The organism is Pseudomonas sp. Lb2C2, assembly GCF_052112205.1.
Classification (GTDB): domain Bacteria; phylum Pseudomonadota; class Gammaproteobacteria; order Pseudomonadales; family Pseudomonadaceae; genus Aquipseudomonas; species Aquipseudomonas kilonensis.
In genome coordinates, this window is sequence record NZ_JAUTYW010000006.1 from 271,414 (window position 1) to 289,226 (window position 17,813).

General features: G+C 61.4%; 16 protein-coding genes. 3 read left to right on the forward strand and 13 right to left on the reverse strand.

The window, feature by feature from the left end; genetic code table 11:
* Nucleotides 1–80: 80 nt before the first annotated feature.
* On the reverse strand, nucleotides 81–401 hold the full coding sequence (locus Q7F16_RS19835; RefSeq protein ID WP_079301580.1) for a PAAR domain-containing protein: 321 nt from the start codon (nucleotides 399–401) through the stop codon (nucleotides 81–83).
* A complete protein-coding gene (locus Q7F16_RS19840) occupies nucleotides 398–931 on the reverse strand; it encodes a PAAR domain-containing protein (protein ID WP_079301579.1) in 534 nt (177 codons plus the stop codon). Before Q7F16_RS19840 ends, Q7F16_RS19835 begins: the two co-directional genes overlap by 4 nt.
* 299 nt (nucleotides 932–1,230) lie before the next feature.
* On the opposite strand from Q7F16_RS19840, the gene Q7F16_RS19845 reads away from it, so the two are divergent.
* Nucleotides 1,231–2,256: an alpha/beta fold hydrolase gene (locus Q7F16_RS19845; protein ID WP_235867846.1), complete on the forward strand. Its 1,026-nt coding sequence runs from the start codon at nucleotides 1,231–1,233 to the stop codon at nucleotides 2,254–2,256.
* A gap of 126 nt (nucleotides 2,257–2,382) precedes the next feature.
* On the forward strand, nucleotides 2,383–6,432 hold the full coding sequence (locus Q7F16_RS19850) for a dermonecrotic toxin domain-containing protein (protein ID WP_409556670.1): 4,050 nt from the start codon (nucleotides 2,383–2,385) through the stop codon (nucleotides 6,430–6,432).
* A 34-nt stretch (nucleotides 6,433–6,466) separates the two neighbouring features.
* On the opposite strand, the gene Q7F16_RS19855 is transcribed toward Q7F16_RS19850, so the two are convergent.
* On the reverse strand, nucleotides 6,467–7,357 hold the full coding sequence (locus tag Q7F16_RS19855; RefSeq protein WP_014336187.1) for a LysR family transcriptional regulator: 891 nt from the start codon (nucleotides 7,355–7,357) through the stop codon (nucleotides 6,467–6,469).
* Nucleotides 7,358–7,497: 140 nt separating this feature from the next.
* Between Q7F16_RS19855 and Q7F16_RS19860 the strand changes: the two genes are divergently transcribed.
* Nucleotides 7,498–8,754: an MFS transporter gene (locus tag Q7F16_RS19860; protein ID WP_373419638.1), complete on the forward strand. Its 1,257-nt coding sequence runs from the start codon at nucleotides 7,498–7,500 to the stop codon at nucleotides 8,752–8,754.
* 220 nt (nucleotides 8,755–8,974) lie between these two features.
* Here Q7F16_RS19860 and gspM read toward each other — a convergent pair whose 3' ends face one another.
* From gspM to gspD, 10 genes are read right to left on the reverse strand one after another with little or no spacing between them, the layout of a single operon-like run.
* A complete protein-coding gene (gene gspM, locus Q7F16_RS19865; RefSeq protein ID WP_409556745.1) occupies nucleotides 8,975–9,430 on the reverse strand; it encodes a type II secretion system protein GspM in 456 nt (151 codons plus the stop codon).
* Complete coding sequence (gene gspL, locus Q7F16_RS19870) at nucleotides 9,430–10,533, reverse strand: type II secretion system protein GspL (RefSeq protein ID WP_095974320.1); 1,104 nt, start codon at nucleotides 10,531–10,533, stop codon at nucleotides 9,430–9,432. The genes gspM and gspL overlap by 1 nt, the downstream gene beginning before the upstream one ends.
* The gene (locus tag Q7F16_RS19875) at nucleotides 10,533–11,378 is read right to left on the reverse strand and encodes a type II secretion system protein GspK (RefSeq protein ID WP_409556669.1); all 846 of its coding nucleotides are present in this window, start codon (nucleotides 11,376–11,378) and stop codon (nucleotides 10,533–10,535) included. Before Q7F16_RS19875 ends, gspL begins: the two co-directional genes overlap by 1 nt.
* Nucleotides 11,375–11,908, reverse strand: coding sequence for a type II secretion system minor pseudopilin GspJ (gene gspJ, locus Q7F16_RS19880; protein WP_409556668.1), 534 nt, complete (start codon nucleotides 11,906–11,908; stop codon nucleotides 11,375–11,377). The genes Q7F16_RS19875 and gspJ overlap by 4 nt, the downstream gene beginning before the upstream one ends.
* Entirely contained in the window at nucleotides 11,901–12,287 is a 387-nt protein-coding gene (gene gspI, locus Q7F16_RS19885) for a type II secretion system minor pseudopilin GspI (RefSeq protein ID WP_186651205.1), read from the reverse strand. The genes gspJ and gspI overlap by 8 nt, the downstream gene beginning before the upstream one ends.
* The gene (gspH, locus tag Q7F16_RS19890; RefSeq protein ID WP_409556667.1) at nucleotides 12,280–12,747 is read right to left on the reverse strand and encodes a type II secretion system minor pseudopilin GspH; all 468 of its coding nucleotides are present in this window, start codon (nucleotides 12,745–12,747) and stop codon (nucleotides 12,280–12,282) included. The genes gspI and gspH overlap by 8 nt, the downstream gene beginning before the upstream one ends.
* A 2-nt stretch (nucleotides 12,748–12,749) precedes the next feature.
* Nucleotides 12,750–13,205: a type II secretion system major pseudopilin GspG gene (gene gspG / locus Q7F16_RS19895; RefSeq protein ID WP_409556666.1), complete on the reverse strand. Its 456-nt coding sequence runs from the start codon at nucleotides 13,203–13,205 to the stop codon at nucleotides 12,750–12,752.
* Between the two features lie 3 nt (nucleotides 13,206–13,208).
* The gene (gene gspF / locus Q7F16_RS19900) at nucleotides 13,209–14,417 is read right to left on the reverse strand and encodes a type II secretion system inner membrane protein GspF (RefSeq protein WP_409556665.1); all 1,209 of its coding nucleotides are present in this window, start codon (nucleotides 14,415–14,417) and stop codon (nucleotides 13,209–13,211) included.
* Nucleotides 14,418–14,421: 4 nt separating this feature from the next.
* Nucleotides 14,422–15,885, reverse strand: coding sequence for a type II secretion system ATPase GspE (gene gspE / locus Q7F16_RS19905; RefSeq protein WP_409556664.1), 1,464 nt, complete (start codon nucleotides 15,883–15,885; stop codon nucleotides 14,422–14,424).
* The gene (gene gspD, locus Q7F16_RS19910; RefSeq protein WP_409556663.1) at nucleotides 15,882–17,810 is read right to left on the reverse strand and encodes a type II secretion system secretin GspD; all 1,929 of its coding nucleotides are present in this window, start codon (nucleotides 17,808–17,810) and stop codon (nucleotides 15,882–15,884) included. The genes gspE and gspD overlap by 4 nt, the downstream gene beginning before the upstream one ends.
* Nucleotides 17,811–17,813: the final 3 nt, after the last annotated feature.

Here is a 17,813-nt window from a genome sequence, read left to right on the forward strand (position 1 = left end):
GGGTTCGATAGCGGTGGGTCAGTGTCGGCGATGTTGGCTGTGCCGCCGTCATCGCGAGCAGGCTCGCTCCCACAGGGTCGTTAAGCCAGTTGAGCGGCTCGGCTGGCTTGCGGTGCGGGGTCTGCATTTTTGTAGGTGATCCAGAATACCGAGGGGATCAGTCGCGCCTTGCAGGGGCAGGTACTGTGGCTATCCAGGGTGCCAGCCATATGCCTGCCATGGCTGACCATGTGCCCGATACCGCCCCTGATCTGATAGGTGTTCCCGTCCTTTCCACAAGAGACGCGGTCACCTTCGCGGGCATGCTGCAGGCCAAACATGTTCACCTTGCCATCGCCATCCAGCACTTTCCCACCGCAAGTGGTCTTGTCGCCCAGACCGATGAAGTAACCCTCGTTCATTGGATATTCTCCTTCATCGCATTCGAGTGCAGGCGATGAACCTCCGCCAACCTAAGCGCAGGCAAAAAATCCTCCGCCATCGGCACACCCTCCCGCACGATGATCATGAAACGCCTCTGAAGCGTATTGATGATCTCGTCGCCATTGCTCAGGCGACTGCCGACCAATGCAATGTTGCTATTGTTTTTCCCTGCGCCAGTGATGATCCGTGCCGTGCTGCCATCGGCATACACCACCTCATCACCCTTCTGCGCGGCCCGTACCTTCCAGCCGTTATCCAAGGTGAACGTCAACGACGATGACACTTGCTGGATCGTTCCGCCGCCACGCGTCTGGCTGCCCTCGGTGGCCACTCGGTAAATAGCGATGGGAGGATGGGCTTCGACAAACGCCTTTTGTCGATTAATCCATGCCACGACTTCTTCGCTGTAACCGTCGAGTTGCTGTTGCTCCAAGTACAAGTCGTCCAAATGGAGGAGGTATTCAGCAGAGACTTCGTTGGTGTATGGGGACAGCAAGGGTTCATTCATTACTAAGGCTCCTGTTCAAGGGACGTTATCCGTTGGCCTTTGGACTGCCTTTCTCCTTACCTCTGGGCAAGAACGCTAAGCCGGACGAACATCAGAGCAATGAATAAGACGTTGCAGCGCTAGCAAGTCGCAATCCCGGCAGCACGGTATTAAGAACGAACAGGAAATTTCGGAAAAGAAAATGCGCGCTTTCCTACAGCCGAGAGGAATCTGACAGTCCAATTCTGTTTTGCCGTTTGTCGGAACTGTCATCTTCGACAGTATCGGTGGGGTTCCGGATCCCATCAGGCTTTAACCACTTGAAAAAGCGCCTTTCCATTTTCAGATGTTTAAACCCGGTTTCAAAAATGGATAAAAAATTGATGAATACGATCGCCTGGTCAGGCGTCACGGCCGTTTCTGCTCAACGCCATGCCACAACGCCTTCTGTAGAACAAGGCGGCATTGTTGTGGACGGTGTGCTATTTACCCGCGCCTATGCTTACGTGAACGGAATTCGCCTTCACTATCTGATGGGCGGTGATGGTGAACACCCGGTGTTGTTGGTGCATGGGTTTCCGGGAAGCTGGCGCAGTTGGGGAGAGTTGGTGGGGCCATTGGTGCGTGCGGGTTTTACACCGATCGTTCCTGATTATCGCGGTGCTGGCGAAACTGATATTTCAACAAGTGGCTATGACAAAAAAAGCATGGCGCATGATTTACACGAACTGATAACCCTCCTGAACATCAAGCAGGTCGATATTATTGGCCACGACATGGGCTTGATCATTGCCTATGCCTACGGCGCTCTTTACCCGGATGAAACCAGGCACATCATCTTGATGGATGGATTCATTCCTGGCATTCCTGGGTGGGAAACCGCTTACAACGGTGATCTTGAAGTGGGCATGGCAAGTAAATGGCACTTTCGCTTTTTTGGTAACACGGCCCTGGCCATGATCCAGAGGCAGGAGAAAACCTACCTGGACATGTTTTTTGATGATTTTGTATTCGAGGGCAACGATACGGTACCTGATGAGGTGCGCCAGGCGCTGGTGGAGGATTACTCCCGACCTGGGCGCATGGAGGCGGCATTCAAACTTTATTCCGCCTGGGTAGAGCATGACGCGAATGACAATCTGGCATTTGCCCAGAATAAGTTGACGGTCCCGCTGCTCACCATCGGTGGGGACCATTCGAGAGGTAAAACCTTGGCCGAACAGGCCTTGCACATTGCTACGCAACCGCACTCATTAACACTGATCAATACCGGACATTGGCTGTTGGAAGAACAACCGCAGGCTACCCGCGACGCGATCCTGACCTTCTTGCACAATAAACAGTAAGTCAAATTCGCTTTGTTGCAGGCGCTCGTACAGCCCCTCCCTTTTATATGTGCGGTATCTATCTACCACCCTATCGTCGCTTGCCTTCAATAGGTTGTTCTTCCGAAAATCTCTCAGGAAGAGCACATGCAGGAAGATACCGCCCCCATACTGTCTTTCAACCTTCCCCAGGCCGATAGCGCCACTGACCCCAGTGCCTCACTGATAAGCCGGCTCACGACCTCGCAGCAGCACATGATCTGCTTGAACAGTGCCGTTCCCTGGCCCTCGACGGCCACGAGACAGCATCTGGACTACTGGTTCAAAAGAACCTTCCCCGCCTTGGCGGGCACCATGGACGTCGAAACGTTGTCGGTGTGCACGCTGCAAGAGGAGCCCATCCCCCCATCGGAACGCGTCCCCAACGGGCCGATGTCCCGGCGGACAGTGAAAGACATCGTTTTCCTCGAGACCCTTTTCTGGCGCGCCGTTGCCGGTCAGATGAATACCCGTGAGTTTTTCCTCGAGATCGACAACCTTGAGGTTGTCGTGACGAAAGACAACATCACCCAAGTACCCGGCGCCCTGAACAGTCGTGAAGCAAAGGAAGAAATCAAACGCCTGCTGAATACCACGCCAACGTCGTATGAACGGCTGCTGGCGCAGGTACTGGACGACTTCTGGAATAAACCGGCCGACTTCACCCGGGGCCGCAACGTCGGTGACTGGCTGGCGGAAGAACTGGGTACGCAACTGCGGGTACAAGCGGATCTTCATTTGCTGGATACAACGCTGAGCCAGGCAATGCACAAGGCAGTGACAGACCATCTGGCGGCGCAGCCCACCAGACCCGGGGTTTTCAGCCTGAGCCTCACTCCCCAAGGTTGGGGATTCAGCCTGCCGGTGCCGGGTGCCGTCGTGCTGACACGGCCCGACCATACCGATCATTCGGCGGACGCTGTGCTGTACCGTCCGGGTCATCCACTGGCGGTGCATGGCAGCCTGACCGAACTGAAGGCCAGCCTGAAGGAGGACGATAACGTCAAGGACCGGTTGGACACCGTGCCAATCCCAGGGAGTTTCCTTGTTCATTTGGTCAGCGATTTACGGGCGGTGCAGAAAGCAACCGTGAGCAATACCTTGTTGAACGGCCCGACCGAGGAAGAGGAAATCGCCGCCTGGGTGAGCAGGCTGGATGCCGCGGCGGACATCGGCGATAAGCTGGACCTGGCAGGCGCCATGGACGAGCGCGAGCTGCGGCTGAACCTGAAGAACTTGAATGACTGGCTGCACGACCTCCCCCACATCACTGGTGATGACCGCCTGGCATGGTGGAGGGCGGCGCAGGCTCTGCACAGCAGTCTGGTCGATACACCGCCCCCGGCGGACCCGGTGACGCTGGCCACCGCGCAGGCACTTCGGGAGCGGACCCGCCGCCTGCTCGCCGGCTTCATCGGGGAGAAATACCCGCCGGCGGACCCTGAAGACGTGTCGCTGAGTATCAGAAAAGAACTGATCGACCCGCATGCGCCAACGGGCACGTCGCCGTTCGGCTCCGGGGTTTCGCAAGGTGACGTGAGAGGCGTCATGGACGACCGTCGCTCCATGACCGAGTGGGCGATGTCCAACCTGACCCAGGACGAACGCAACGCCGCTCAGCCTACCGTCGTCGGGCCGCTGAGCTTTGCGCAGATTGTAGAGACCATCGAGCGGGCGAACATCGGCACCCGGCTGGCGGCCGATGTGCAGCTCGCCGCCCGCAAATCACAGGCGCAATGGATGGCCCTGAAAGCGCAACAGATCCGGGCCCAGGCGTGGACGGCCCATATTTCGGGCGACCTGAGGCACGACAAGGACAATACCGGACTGAACCTGGTGCTCGCAGCGTTGGACAGTCCGGCACCGGATCGGCGCGCCAAGGTCAACGGGCACGACGTGGTGGTCCGTCAACTGCAGTGGGGCAACAGCGTGCTGAAGTCGATACTGGCGTTTGGGGTGAAGACTGTGTCGAGCCGCCCCTCGCTGACGCTGTACACGCCGGGAGCACCGGATGGCAAGGTGTTCAGGGATGTGGATGCAGCCAGCGGCCGAACGTTGGAAAGCACCCTGGCGCAGACGCTCACTGCCACGCCACAAATGACCCGCTGGCTCATTTCGCAGCTGCCGCTGCTGGAGCAGGCCGTACAGCTTGCCAGCATGGTGCCAGCCTCGGAAAAGCTGGCCTTCGAGGAGAAGATAAGGCAAGTCACGCAGTCTGCTTTCGTCTGGGCGAGGGCCAGGGCACAGAACGACTTTGCGACACAAATATCCTCGCCCGTAGTTGAAGGGAACTTGCTCCAAGCACTATATGAAACGCAAATAACCCACGCGATGAAAACGGCAGACATGTTGACGGTGACCAACGCCGAACGCGACAGCACAGCCGCGCGGGAGGGGCGCAGAAACGCCGTCATGCTGTTGACCGGGGCGATGTCGATGGCGCCTGCGGGCCGACTGGGCGGGATACTGGGACGCGCGATCCTGCCGACGATGGCCGCAGGGGCGGCAGTGGCGGCAATCGATGTCGAAGGCGGTCACTTCAGCCAGTGGACACGTGACTTTATCAGCGGGCTGGGTGAGGTCATCGCCGAAGCCGGGCAGGACTTGATCATGGCCCGCGCAAGGCGTCATCAGGCACGCCCGGCACTCTCGTCCCTGCCCCGCATGCCAGATCCGGAGTTGGAGCCTTTTCACCTCAGGGGCTTTGACAGCAAGGGGTTGATCCCCGAAGGCCGCAATCGGTACAGGGACACCAGAGGGCAGGGTTATCTGAGCATAGGAAAGGACTTCTACAAATCGGCGATTCAGGGAGGCGAACGGATTATCTACGCGCCTAACAACCGTACGAACCAGCGGACGGTGACCTGGAGAAATGGCGGATGGCAGGTTGAAGCGCAAAACCGGTTGTTGGGTGGCGGGGCATTACAGAGCCTGCTCGGTCGATCCCCAGAGACCCCGCAACAGAAGCGATGCAACATATTGCTGGAAAGTGCTTTGGCAGACCAACGCAGGCCCTCCGTTGAGTTGGTCAACACCGTAAAAAATCTTGTTGATTCAATGCCTGATGAGCTGGTTGTACGAATACTTCATGAGAGCATGGAGGATGTTGGCATGCGAGACTTGGATTCTTATCGCGCACAAATAACCTCCCTCTATCAAACCCACGTAGTTCCACATGCAAACCTGAGACACAAGATCAACATATGGATGCACGTCGACACTGCAACCAAAGTCATCGAATCGAGAGCCGATGGCTTCAGCCTTACAGCCACCCAACAAATACTGATATTCGACAAGATAGAAATACTTGGCCCGAAGCTGTTCAATCACAGAGGTGAGTTCAATACGGCCATCACCATACTGCCCGATAACGTTACCGGTGCCGTATTTCTTGCGATCACCCCAGAACGAGGAAAAAAGCGCAACGCCGTCCATAAAATAGCAGATGCCCACACCGAAATACTGGACGTCGCTCAAGCCAAGATCCTTGACCAGCTGGAGCCTCTATTCCCGGGAAGTGGCCCGGATGTAGAGGCTGCCAAGAGAAGATACGTTAACGCCCCCGAACGCCAGGACGAATACAAAATAAAATTCATCAATGCCTTCAGTACGGAAATGCGCCGCAGAAACCGACTCGGGCTACTGACAGAAATCAGGCAACATGAAATCCCTTACATCATCGCCAACAAAGGCAAGTCGCAGCGCAGAATGATGGTTGTGACCGAAGAGGAAATTACAAAATTCACCAGAAACTTATCCAGCTATGACGCGTTCGACATCGAGGTCGTGACACAGGCCCGGACAAACAGAGTGACGGGCACCCGACCTCCAACCACACCACCTGCTTCAGCGGTTCCGTCGCCTGCGACCGACAAGTTCACGGTTGATACCAGCCCACTGGCGGACACGCAAATGTCCTACGATAACTTCCCTGAAACAGCCAGAGCGAAAGTGGTGGAGATCATGGATGACATTCGTGCCGGCAGGGTGACAACCAAGAGAATCAATCAGTATTACTGGTACGACATGGCTCGACTGGTTCCAGGTGGTGGCCGAGGATTGTGGCGCGCCGCATTCGAACGCCAGGGCGATACATGGACACTCCAGGGTTTTTATAATTATCACGTAAACAAACCGGCAACCGTCTGGGGGGATTGAGCCCGCTCCCACAGGCGTTTTTTCGCTTAACCCGCTACTCGGTACTGCCAGTCAACAACGCCACAAACGCCTTCGCCATCGGCGAACGCTGGTCCTTGCGCTGTACCAGCCACACCGCCGACACCGCCGCCGGATCGAGCAACGGTCGATAGACCACCCCATCGATACGCATGCGCTGGTAAGACGCCGGTAGTACCGAAACACCCAGCCCCGCCGCCACCAAACCGATGATGGTCATGGCCTCACCGGCTTCCTGGGCGAAGTGCGGGCTGAAGCCGGCGTCGCGGGCCAGGTTCAGAAGTTGGGCATAGAGGCCGCTGCCGTAGCTGCGGGGGAAGAACACGAACGGCTCCTGGGCCAAGGCCGAGAGGAACAGGCCGTCTTCATTGCCTTGGGCCAGGGGGTGCTTGGCACTGAGCACGGCTACCAGCGGTTCGCGGCTGAGTTCGATTTCCGCCAGGGAGTCAGGCAATGGCAACGGTCGCATGATGCCCACCTCGATCTCTTCATCCACCAGTGCATCGGCCACTTGGGTACTGCTCATTTCCCGCAGGTTCAGGTGCACCGCCGGGAAGCGTTGCCGGAATGAAAAAATCGCCTGGGGGATGGTGGAATTGAACGGCGCCGAGGAGGTGAAGCCGATTTTCAGCTCACCCAACTCCCCCAGTTGGGCGCGGCGGGCGACGTCGGCGGCTTTGTCGACCTGGACCAATACCCGTCGCGCCTCTTCAAGGAACAACCGTCCGGCCTCGCTCAATTCGACCCGACGATTGGTACGCTCGAACAGCCGCGCGCCAATCTCCTGCTCCAGCGCCTGGATCTGCTGGCTCAAGGGCGGCTGGGAGATGCCCAGGGCCAGCGCGGCACGGCCGAAATGCAGTTCTTCGGCAACGGCGATGAAGTAACGCAGGTGACGCAATTCCATGGGCTATCCAATAGGTCGTAAAACGTCTTAAACAGGTCGAACAATATATTGGATAGAATCATTAGCCGGCTATATGCTTTTTTCATTGCCTGCCTGATCGTGCCCTTGCGAGGTCCACCGTGAAAACTGCTGTCGCTCCACTGGCCCATGAAATCCCACCGCGTGCGCAGGATGACGTCGTCGCCGAACTCAAGGACATCTACATAGAGAAAGGCACGCCACTGTTCATGCGCACGGTACTGGCGCTGTTCTGTGGTGGCTTTGCGACCTTTGCCCTGCTGTATTGCGTGCAACCGATGATGCCGCTGTTGTCCAAGGAATTTTCCATCAACGCGGCGCAGAGCAGCCTGATCCTGTCGGTAGCGACCGGCCTGCTCGCCATCGGCCTGTTGATCACCGGCCCGATTTCCGACCGCATCGGGCGCAAGCCGGTGATGGTCGCGGCGCTGTTCGCCGCCTCGGTGTGCACGATTGCCAGCGCCATGATGCCGACCTGGCAGGGTGTATTGCTGCTGCGCGCCTTGGTGGGGCTGTCGTTGAGTGGATTGGCAGCCGTTGCGATGACGTATTTGAGCGAGGAAATTCATCCCAAGCACATCGGCCTGGCGATGGGGCTGTACATCGCCGGCAACGCCATCGGCGGCATGTGCGGACGCCTGATCACCGGGGTCTTGATCGACTTTGTCAGTTGGCACACGGCGATGCTGGTGATTGGCGGTCTGGCGCTGATCGCGGCGGCGGTGTTCTGGAGAATCCTCCCCGAGTCACGTAACTTCCGTCCCCGTTCGCTGCACCCGCGCAGCCTGCTGGACGGCTTCACCATGCACTTTCGCGACGCCGGGTTGCCGCTGCTGTTTCTCGAAGCCTTCGTGTTGATGGGCGCGTTCGTGACGCTGTTCAACTACATCGGCTACCGCCTGCTGGCCGAGCCTTATCACTTGGACCAGGCCTTTGTCGGGTTGCTGTCGGTGGTGTACCTGTCGGGCATCTACAGCTCGGCAAAAATCGGCGCACTGGCGGACAGACTCGGCCGGCGCAAAATGCTCTGGGCAACCATTGCGCTGATGCTGGCCGGCCTCGCGCTGACCATGGCCACCCCGCTGTGGCTGGTCGTGCTGGGCATGCTGGTGTTCACCTTCGGTTTCTTCGGCGCCCACTCGGTCGCCAGCAGTTGGATCGGCCGCCGCGCCCTCAAGGCCAAGGGCCAGGCTTCGTCACTTTATCTGTTCAGCTATTACGCCGGATCCAGCGTTGCAGGTACGGCCGGCGGCGTGGCCTGGCACCTGGGCGGGTGGAACGGTGTCGGCTTGTTCATCGGTGGTTTGCTGGTGATTGCGTTGTGGGTGGCGGTGAAGCTGGCGAAATTGCCGTTGCTGCCAGGGAATGTGCAGGTTTAAGCCATCACGACTTCACGACCCAAGCCAGGGACAGCGTGGACACTTTGTGGCGAGGGAGCTTGCTCCCGCTGGGTGGCGCAGCCGCCCCAAAAGCCAGACGCCGCGGTGCAACTGGTAAATCCTGCCGACCGGTTTGCGTCTGCTGCGCAGCCGAGCGGGAGCAAGCTCCCTCGCCACAAGAGCCCATGCGCCTGGCCAAAATTGTTGTGTGCTCGGTCGGTCATTGACGCAAAACCACCCGCGCACCCAGCACACCATTCTCAGCTTCCAGCGTGAGCGATTGCAGCACCGCCCCCTCCCGCTCTTGTTGATCCAACCAACCAAGCAACGAATTGGCCTCGCCACTGACGACAAGCCGCAACGATTCGCCGTCGACCTCCATTTCCGCTATTTCCAATCCCGCCGCTGTCGCACCCTCGTTGACGCGCACCGACAAGGGCCGCGCGGCGGCAGTCGCATCCCGGGTGGGTTCGGCGCGCTGGATCCGGGCCATCAGTTCGGCCTGTTGGCGATGCTGTCGTTCGGCAACCTCCAGCCGTTGCCGAGTCGGTTGCCAAATCGAAGTGTAGGCCAGCGCCACCAGCACCAGCCCGGCAAGCCCCAGCAACAGCCCTTGCTCACGGCGCGATGTTCTCCCCCAGGCCTGTTTCAAAGCCAACCATCCCTTGACGTTCATCAACTGTTCTCCAGCGTGAGAATGGCCTGCACGCGATTGTTCTGTTTGCTCGCGCTGCCCAGGGTGACGGGCAATCCGTTCTGCTGCCCGCGTTCACGCAGTTGTTCCAGTTCGACGAAGCTGTTGGCCGTCAGTTGGATCTTCCAGCCTTCGCCTTCACGAAAATCGATACGCTGCACCTCGACGTTACTGGCGCCAATGACCTGCTCGGTCAGACGGGCCAGACGCGCGACCTGGGTGTCCTGACTCTGTCCGCGACGACTCTGCAATGCCTGGAACTGCGCCGCCAGGTCGACGATCCGCTCCTGCCCGGGATACAACGACCTGAAGCGCTGTTCGCTTTGGGCATAGAGAAGCCGGGTTTCGCTTTCAAGAAAACGTAGGCGGGCGTCACTAAAGGCCCAGGTGAGCACCAACGTGCCCAGCACAGCCGCCGAAGCGCCACGCCATGGCAGCGGTTGGCGGCGCCGACGAAACTCGCCCTGCAACAGGTCGATGGGCTGTCCGCCAGCGCTCAACAGCCACTCATCGATACCCTGGCGATCACGTTCCTCATCCAGCCAGTGGATATCTTCAGGCAGGCCGGGTTTGAGCGTCGCCAAGCCTCGGGCCGACAACGACAGACGCGCCGACAGCCCTGCGCCCAAGAGCCAGCGCCCGAACCAGCGCACGCCAAACGCCTGGTCATCGGCAAGCAGATCGGCATCGACATGCACCGCACGCACCTCAATGCCTTGTGCCGCCAGCAACGCCAGCAATGCCTGGAACCGGGCTCGCTCCGTCACCATCATCGGATAGCGGTGCAGACGGTCGCGCGGGCCGATGCTGATGTGCAGCGCCTCCAGGTTTTCACTCAGTTGCTCTTCGACGGCGAATGCCAGGGCCTGGGGTTTGGGCTGGCGTCGAGAGGGCCACGGATCGCTGCGCAACCAGCTGCACATTTCCATCGGCAAAAGCACGTCGACGAGCCGTCCGTTCAATTCGCGTGCCGCTTCGTGCAGGGGCAGGCGACGACGCTCGCCGGTTGGCGACCACACGCAGCATGGCCAGTTGGCGCAAGGCGCGCCCAGGCCTTCAGCCGTCAGGTAAAGCCAGGTTTTCATCAAGGAAGCTCGCTGGGGCTCAAGGGTAGGAAACGACGCTGACGAACAGTCCAGCGCCCGCTAACAGAATCACGCTCGATATCCGAGGCCAGGCGTAGACGGCTGTCGGCATGGATCACGCTCACGGTGATTCGGAACCAGCGACTGCCCACCCCCAGCCCGTGGCTGTTGAGGCCCAGCCCGGACAACAACGGGTCATGGGTGAAGGCCTGCACGCTGGCATATGGCGCGTGGCGACGCTGGTTGACCAACGCCTGGGCGGGCCCGGCTTCCATACCATCGAGGGTCATCAGCACGCGCTGCGGGGCGGTATTGATGTTCAGCCGCGCGTCTTTGGGCAGCAACGCCACCCACGGCTCCAGGCGTCGCAATGTCTGGCCGTCGATGCCCGGCAGCAGGCGCAGTTGACTCAACTCCTGCACCGGCCCGACCTGGGGCAACGACAGCGGCGGCAGATCCAGCAAGGCCAGCAAGCGGGTCCAGCGGCCGAGGGTGACCTGATCGATTTGCCCCAGGGCCAGCAGCGCGTTGAGATTCAAGCGCCCGGACAAATCCTCGATATCGATGTGAAGCTTGGCGTCTTCCATTTCGTAGACAGGCTCAAGCCGAGCCCAACCCTGGCTCAGGTCAACGGGCCCGGATGGCGTGATCGCGCTGCCTTCCAATACCGTCAGCGCCCAGGCTTCACCCGCCAGCCCCAATTGACGCAACTGGACCTGTTGCAACTGCTGCGCGCTGCTGTGCAACAACAGGCGATGACTGCGCAACAGGCCACCGATCAGCAGCAATGCCAGGCTCAGCACCAGCAGCACGCTGATCAGCGCCACGCCTTGTTGTCGCTTCATGGCAACGCTCCCGGCAACAGCAGCACTCGACGGACCTGTTCGAAACGCCCCACCGACACGATCAACTCCAACGCCAGCGGCGCAATGTCGCCCGCGGTTTCGCTGTGCCAGCCACGTTGCCGGTCGAACACCCGCCAGCTCAAACCGTGTACGTCGTCGAGCAGCTTCTGCTGCTGCACAAGGGACGTGCCTTCGCCGACACCGTCGCGCCACAACGCTGCGCCCTCGAGCCGATAGCTCACCGTCCGCCGTTCGCTGCGTGGCTGGTCCAGTGGATTGCGCCAATGGCTGCGCTGCAGTTGCAAACGCCCCGGCGCGAGCACGACCGAACCGGCAACCGCCTGCCACACATCCCGCTCGATCACGCCGACGGCACGCTGCAAGGCCCGGATGTCGCGCTCATGCTGACCGGCTCCCTGCTGGGTCCGCACGACGCCATCGAACAACCGCCAACTGGCCAGGCCGAGCAAGGCAAAAATGCCGATGGCGATGACCAGCTCCAACAAAGTGAAGCCCGACTGCTTATTCATCACGGCTGCGGATCCATCCGGTGGTGCGATGCACGACGCTCGCGTTGTCGACACGGCTGACCTGGATCTCGACCTGCAGCAGGCGCCCATCAGCAGCCGGGGCGACACGCTGTTGCAAGACCCAGTCGCGGCGATCCAGGAGGCGGCTCAGACGCTGTTGCCCTGGTGGCGTAGCGGCTTGCAGGCGCAGTTCGCTCAACTGATTGTCCGCCAGCCAGGCGCCGAACAGACGGTCCTCAAGCCCGGCGCTTTGCTTGAGCACGAACTGACTGGCCGAGAGCACGGCGGCCGCCAGCGTCGCGAAAATCGCCAGGGCGATCATGACTTCCAACAGCGTGAAGCCGCGGCAACCGGCAGCCGGCCTGCGAGGGTTAATCATCGATGAACGGCTCCGCCAGGCCATCGCTCGACACCCGGGAAATCGTCTGCCCGGCGACGTTGATGAGCAGCCTGAACGGGCTGATCTCGTCACTGCTGAGCATCAGCAACTGCGGTGGGCCTTGAACATCATCGAGCCTGAGGACATGACCGTCCTGCTCCAACCCGAGCGTCAGCCCCTCAGGCAATCGATGCAACGCCGACACCGCCGTCCAGCCCTGGGCTTCGAGGCGCAACGCCTGGTAGCTGCGAGGCTGCACGCGCACACCGTATTCCTGCCCGTCCAATACCGCCCGCTCGCGCAACTGCTGGACCACACGCACGAAGTCTTGAGCTTGCTGCCGGGCCTCACGTATCGGGCTCGAACCCGTGGCGAAGCTGACCATGCCTGCCAAAATCCCGATCAAGACGATGACGACCATCAGTTCCAGCAAGGTGAAGCCCCGGCAATGACGACCCATGTTCACTCGACCCAATTGCCGATGTCAGCCGCCATGCCTTCGCCGCCCGACACGCCATCGGCGCCCAGGGAGTAGAGGTCATAGCTGCCATCGAGGGATTTGTGCCCAGGGTTGAGGTACTGATAGGGCGTGCCCCAGGGGTCGATCGGCAGGCTTTTCAGATAGCCCTGGGGGTTCCAGTTCCTTGCCGCAGGCGTACCGGACGGGCGTTTGCTCAGCGCCTCCAGGCCTTGTTGGGTCGATGGGTACTGGAAGTTGTCGAGGCGGTACATTTCCAGGGCCGTGGCGATCGCCTGGATATCGGTGCGGGCGGCCGTGACCTTGGCCTGGTCGGGTCGGCTCATGAACTGCGGCACCACGATGGCGCCCAGCACGCCAATGATGACCACCACCACCATGATTTCAATCAGGGTGAAGCCGCGTTGAGGGCGTGCAGGTTGCTTGCTTTGGAGTTTCATCGGTCAATTCACCAATTGGTTGAGGCTCAGGATCGGTAGGAGGATGGCCATGACGATCAGCAGCACGACGCAGCCCATCAGCACCAACATGGCCGGTTCGAACAGGCTCACCACCAGCGCGATACGCGCCGCGAGGCTGGCTTCCTGTTGTTCGGCGGCCCGGGCCAGCATGCTGTCGAGCTCGCCGGCCCGTTCGCCGCTGGCGATCATGTGCAGCATCAGCGGCGGGATATCGCCGCCCTGCTCAAGGCCGCGGGTCAGGGTCCCGCCTTCGCGAACCGAACGGGCGACGTCGGCCATGCGGGCGCGAATCGTCAGGTTGCCGATCACCTGCGCGGCGATGTGCAAGGCATCCACTAAAGGCACGGCGCTTTTGCTCAGGATCGCCAGGGTGCTGGCGAATCGGGCCGCCTCCATCGCCCGCAGCACTTCACTCAACACCGGCAGCCGCAGCAACACACGGTGCCAGCGCAGGCGCCACGCCGGTTGGCGCAGGCTCCAACGCCATAGCCCGAGCAGCCCGGCCAGCGCACCGAGCAGCAGCAGGCCATAGCGGCGCAAGCCATCGCTCACGGCGATCAGCGCCTGGGTCAGCCAGGGCAACGGCTGGCCGCTGTCGATGAAAATCTTCACCACATCCGGCACCACGTAACCCAGCAGGAAGCCAACAATCGCGACACAGGCCAGCATCAGGATCAGCGGGTACACCAACGCCAGTTGAATGCGCTGGCGTGACGCCTGGCGCGCCTGGGTGTAGCTCGCCAGCTGTTCCAACACTTGCCCCAGGTGCCCGGATTGCTCGCCTGCCGCGACCGTGGCGCAGAACAGCTCGGGGAACGCCTGGGGAAAGGCCCTCAGTGCCGTCGCCAACGCATGGCCTTCCATCACCCGGCTGCGCACCGCCGCCAGCAGGTGGGTGACGCGGCGCTTCTGGCTCTGTTGCGCCACCGCTCCCAGGGACTCTTCGAGGGGCAGGCCGGCCTGGATCAAGGTGGACAGCTGCAATGTCAGCAACGCCAGATCTGCCGGGCTCAAACGCGCCCCGGCATGTCGCCCGCCCAAGGCTCGCGGTTCCTTGGCTTCAGCCAGTTCGCTGGGCAGCAAGCCGCGCTCGCGCAGCAACTGGCGAGCATGGCGCGGGCCATCGGCTTCCACGCGGCCCTTGCAACGTCGGCCCTGGGCGTCTTCGGCCCGATAGTCGAAGGTCGGCACGGCGCTAATCCTCCTGGGTGATGCGCAGCAGTTCATCGACGCTGGTCAGGCCTTCCAGCACCCGCTGGCGGCCGTCCTGAAACAGGCTGCGGGAGGTCTTGCGCGCCTCGGCGGCCAGCGCCTGCTCGGTGGCGCCCTGATGAATCAGTTGCGACAGGGCGGCGCTGACATTCACCAGCTCATAGATACCGAAGCGTCCGCGATAACCCTTCTGGCAGTGCTCGCAGCCCTGGGCCCTGAACAACCGGGGTGCGGCGTCGGCGTCGAGGCCCAGACGCCGACAGGTGGCGGTGTCGGCCACATAGGCCGTCTTGCAGGACGGGCACAAGCGGCGCAACAAGCGCTGGGCGACGATGCCGGCCAGGGACGACGCCAGCAGATAGGCATCCACGCCCATGTCCACCAGCCGCGTGACCGCGCCGACGGCGGTGTTGGTGTGCAGTGTCGAGAGCACCAGGTGCCCGGTCAGCGACGCCTGGACGGCGATTTCGGCGGTCTCGCGGTCACGTATTTCGCCGACCATCACCACGTCCGGGTCCTGGCGCAAAATGGCCCGCAGACCACGGGCAAAGGTCATGTCGACTTTCGGATTGACCGGCATCTGGCCAATGCCCGGCAGGTGATATTCGATGGGGTCTTCGACGGTGAGGATGTTGCGGCTCTGGTCGTTGATACTGCTCAGCGCCGCGTACAGGCTGGTGGTTTTCCCCGACCCCGTGGGCCCGGTGACCAACACGATGCCGTGGGGCTTGCCGAGCAACTGCCGCAGGCCGGCCAGGGTGTCGTCGGGCAGGCCCAGGCGCTGCAGCTCCAGGCGCCCGGCCTGCTTGTCGAGCAGGCGCAACACCACGCGCTCGCCATGGGCCGAAGGCAGGGTCGAGACCCGCACATCGACTTCGTGCCCGGCCAGGCGCAAGGCCATTCGACCGTCCTGGGGCACGCGTTTCTCGGCGATGTCCAGGCGCGCCATGACCTTGATTCGCGACACCAGCAGACTCGCCAGTTCCCGACGCGGACGGAGCATTTCCCGCAACTGACCGTCGATGCGCATGCGCACCGACAGGTACTGCTCGAACGTTTCCAGGTGCACGTCCGACGCGTGTTCGCGGACGGCCTCGCTGAGCAAGGCATTGATCAGCCGGATGATCGGCGCATCGCCCTGCTGCTCCAGCAGGTCGGTGGTCTGCGGCATTTGGTCGGCCAGGCTGAGCAGGTCCAGTTCCTCGTCCAGGCCTTGGGCGACCTGTTCGGCGGCGCTCTGGCCCTGGCGATAGACGCTGGCCAGGCGCGCGGCGAACGGCGCCGGTTCCAGCACCAGGATAGGCAAATCCCGACCGCACAGGCGCTGCACTTCTGCCACGGCGGTCAGGGGTGTATCGCGGCGCATGACCAGGCTCAAGGTCGACCCCTCGCCTTCCAGCAGCACCCCCAGGCGCCTGGCGAAACCAAAGGGCAACTGCTCGCTCACAGGTCACCGGAGCGCTGTGGGCGCGGGGCGGCCGCCGGCGCTTGCGGGGAGGATTCGAACACCTGGCGAGCGTCCCTGGGCAGCAGCAGTGAATTGTTTTTCCGCGAGCCCGGCTTGCTCAGGTCCCGGAGCGCGTCATAACGCTGGCGGCTCACCTCGGCGAGGTCTTCGTTGCTGCGCACGATGGTCGGGCGCAGGAACACCATCAGGTTGCTTTTGGTCTGGGTGTCACGGTTCCAGCGAAACAGCGCGCCCAGGTACGGAATACTGCGCAGCAACGGCACACCGCTTTGCTGGGTGCGGACACTGTCGCGGATCAGGCCGCCGATCACGATGATCTCGCCATCGTCCGCCAGGATCGTGCTCTTCAAGGCCCGTTTGTTGGTGATCAGGTCAGAGGAGTCCACACCGGAGACCGACGGCGCGATGTCCGAAACTTCCTGCTCGACTTCAAGGCGCAAGGTCGAGCCTTCGTTGATGTACGGCTTGACCTTGAGGCTGATGCCGACGTCCTTGCGTTCCACGGTGGTGAACGGATTGTCCGCACCGTTACCGCTGGTGGCGTAGGAGCCGGTCTTGAACGGGACGTTCTGGCCCACGATGATTTCCGCTTCCTGATTATCCAGGGTCAGCAGGCTGGGTGTGGACAGCAGGTTGCTGTGGGTATTGCTCGCCAGCGCCGAGATCAGCGCACTGAAGCGGTCGCCGCCCAGCCGCAGGATCGCGCCTTCCGGTCCTTTATCCAGTTCGCTGAGGTTCAGGTTGCCGATGATCGGGATGTCGGTTCCCGGGAAGTTGATGAACCCGGTCGCGCTGCCTCTGTCGAGGCCCCACTGCACGCCCAAGGCTTCGGTAATGTCCCCGGAAACCTCCACGATGGCCGCGTGGATAAGTACCTGGGCCCGAGGTTGATCCAGTTCACGGACGATGTTTTCGATGATGCGGACCTGGGCCGGATCGGCGATCAACACCAGGGCATTCTGGCTTTCATCGGCCTTGATCATGAACGGGCGGGTGGCGGCACTGTCCCGCTGGCCGGCCAGGGTCGGCGTGGTTTTTTTATCCTGCCCGACGCCTTCCAGCACCTCGGTCAATTGCTTGGCATCGCTATGGCGCAGACGGATGACCCGGGCGTTGTCCTGGGATACGACGGCAGGGACGTCGAGGGTCCGAGCCAGGTCGACCAAGCGCTGACGCACCGCCGGTGCGCCGATGATCACCAGGCGATTGCTGCGGGCATCGGCGATCACCAGGCCCGCCATATCGCCCTCGCGCTTGCCACCGGCGGCTTCCATCAGCGGAGCGATATCGCCGGCCTGGGCATGCCGCAACCGCACTACCACATGATTGCGGTTGCGCCCTGAGTCCAACTGCCGAACCACGTCGGCAATGCGCTGGGCATTGGCAGCCGTGTCGGTGACCACCAGCGCGTTGGACGATACCGAAGGGCCGACGTAACCATTGGCCGACACCAAGGGCCGGACCAGCCCGGCGACGTCGGCAGCGATGCTCGATTGCAGGTCGATGACCCGGGTGACGAACTGCGACGGTGTGGCGCTTTTCGCATCAGCGATTCCAGCGCGGGTCTTGGCCTCGCTGACCGGGGTGATCAGGATCCGCTCGCCCTCGTCGATCACGGTGAAGTTGTGTGCATCGAGTACCGAATAAAACAACCGACGCACCCCTTCGCGGTCCAGTGCCTGGCGGGACATCACCGTAATGCGCCCGGACACCCGGGGATCGAGCACCACGGTCTTGCCCAGGATCGCCGAGAACTCCTCGACCACGTCGCGCAGTTCCGCATTGTTCATCGCCAGTTGCCATTGGGTCTCCTCGGCCTGCAGCGAACCGGAGAACGCCACTGGGCAGGACACGGCCAGGCAGAACAGGACGCGCGAAACACCGCCCCGGATAAAGCTGTTCATGAA

Coding starts and splice junctions, on each gene's coding strand:
- Q7F16_RS19835 (WP_079301580.1), bottom strand. CDS start 401: ATGAACGAGGGTTACTTCATCGGTCTGGGCGACAAGACCACTTGCGGT.
- Q7F16_RS19840 (WP_079301579.1), bottom strand. CDS start 931: ATGAATGAACCCTTGCTGTCCCCATACACCAACGAAGTCTCTGCTGAA.
- Q7F16_RS19850 (WP_409556670.1), top strand. CDS start 2,383: ATGCAGGAAGATACCGCCCCCATACTGTCTTTCAACCTTCCCCAGGCC.
- Q7F16_RS19855 (WP_014336187.1), bottom strand. CDS start 7,357: ATGGAATTGCGTCACCTGCGTTACTTCATCGCCGTTGCCGAAGAACTG.
- gspM (WP_409556745.1), bottom strand. CDS start 9,430: ATGAACGTCAAGGGATGGTTGGCTTTGAAACAGGCCTGGGGGAGAACA.
- gspL (WP_095974320.1), bottom strand. CDS start 10,533: ATGAAAACCTGGCTTTACCTGACGGCTGAAGGCCTGGGCGCGCCTTGC.
- Q7F16_RS19875 (WP_409556669.1), bottom strand. CDS start 11,378: ATGAAGCGACAACAAGGCGTGGCGCTGATCAGCGTGCTGCTGGTGCTG.
- gspJ (WP_409556668.1), bottom strand. CDS start 11,908: ATGAATAAGCAGTCGGGCTTCACTTTGTTGGAGCTGGTCATCGCCATC.
- gspI (WP_186651205.1), bottom strand. CDS start 12,287: ATGATTAACCCTCGCAGGCCGGCTGCCGGTTGCCGCGGCTTCACGCTG.
- gspH (WP_409556667.1), bottom strand. CDS start 12,747: ATGGGTCGTCATTGCCGGGGCTTCACCTTGCTGGAACTGATGGTCGTC.
- gspG (WP_409556666.1), bottom strand. CDS start 13,205: ATGAAACTCCAAAGCAAGCAACCTGCACGCCCTCAACGCGGCTTCACC.
- gspD (WP_409556663.1), bottom strand. CDS start 17,810: ATGAACAGCTTTATCCGGGGCGGTGTTTCGCGCGTCCTGTTCTGCCTG.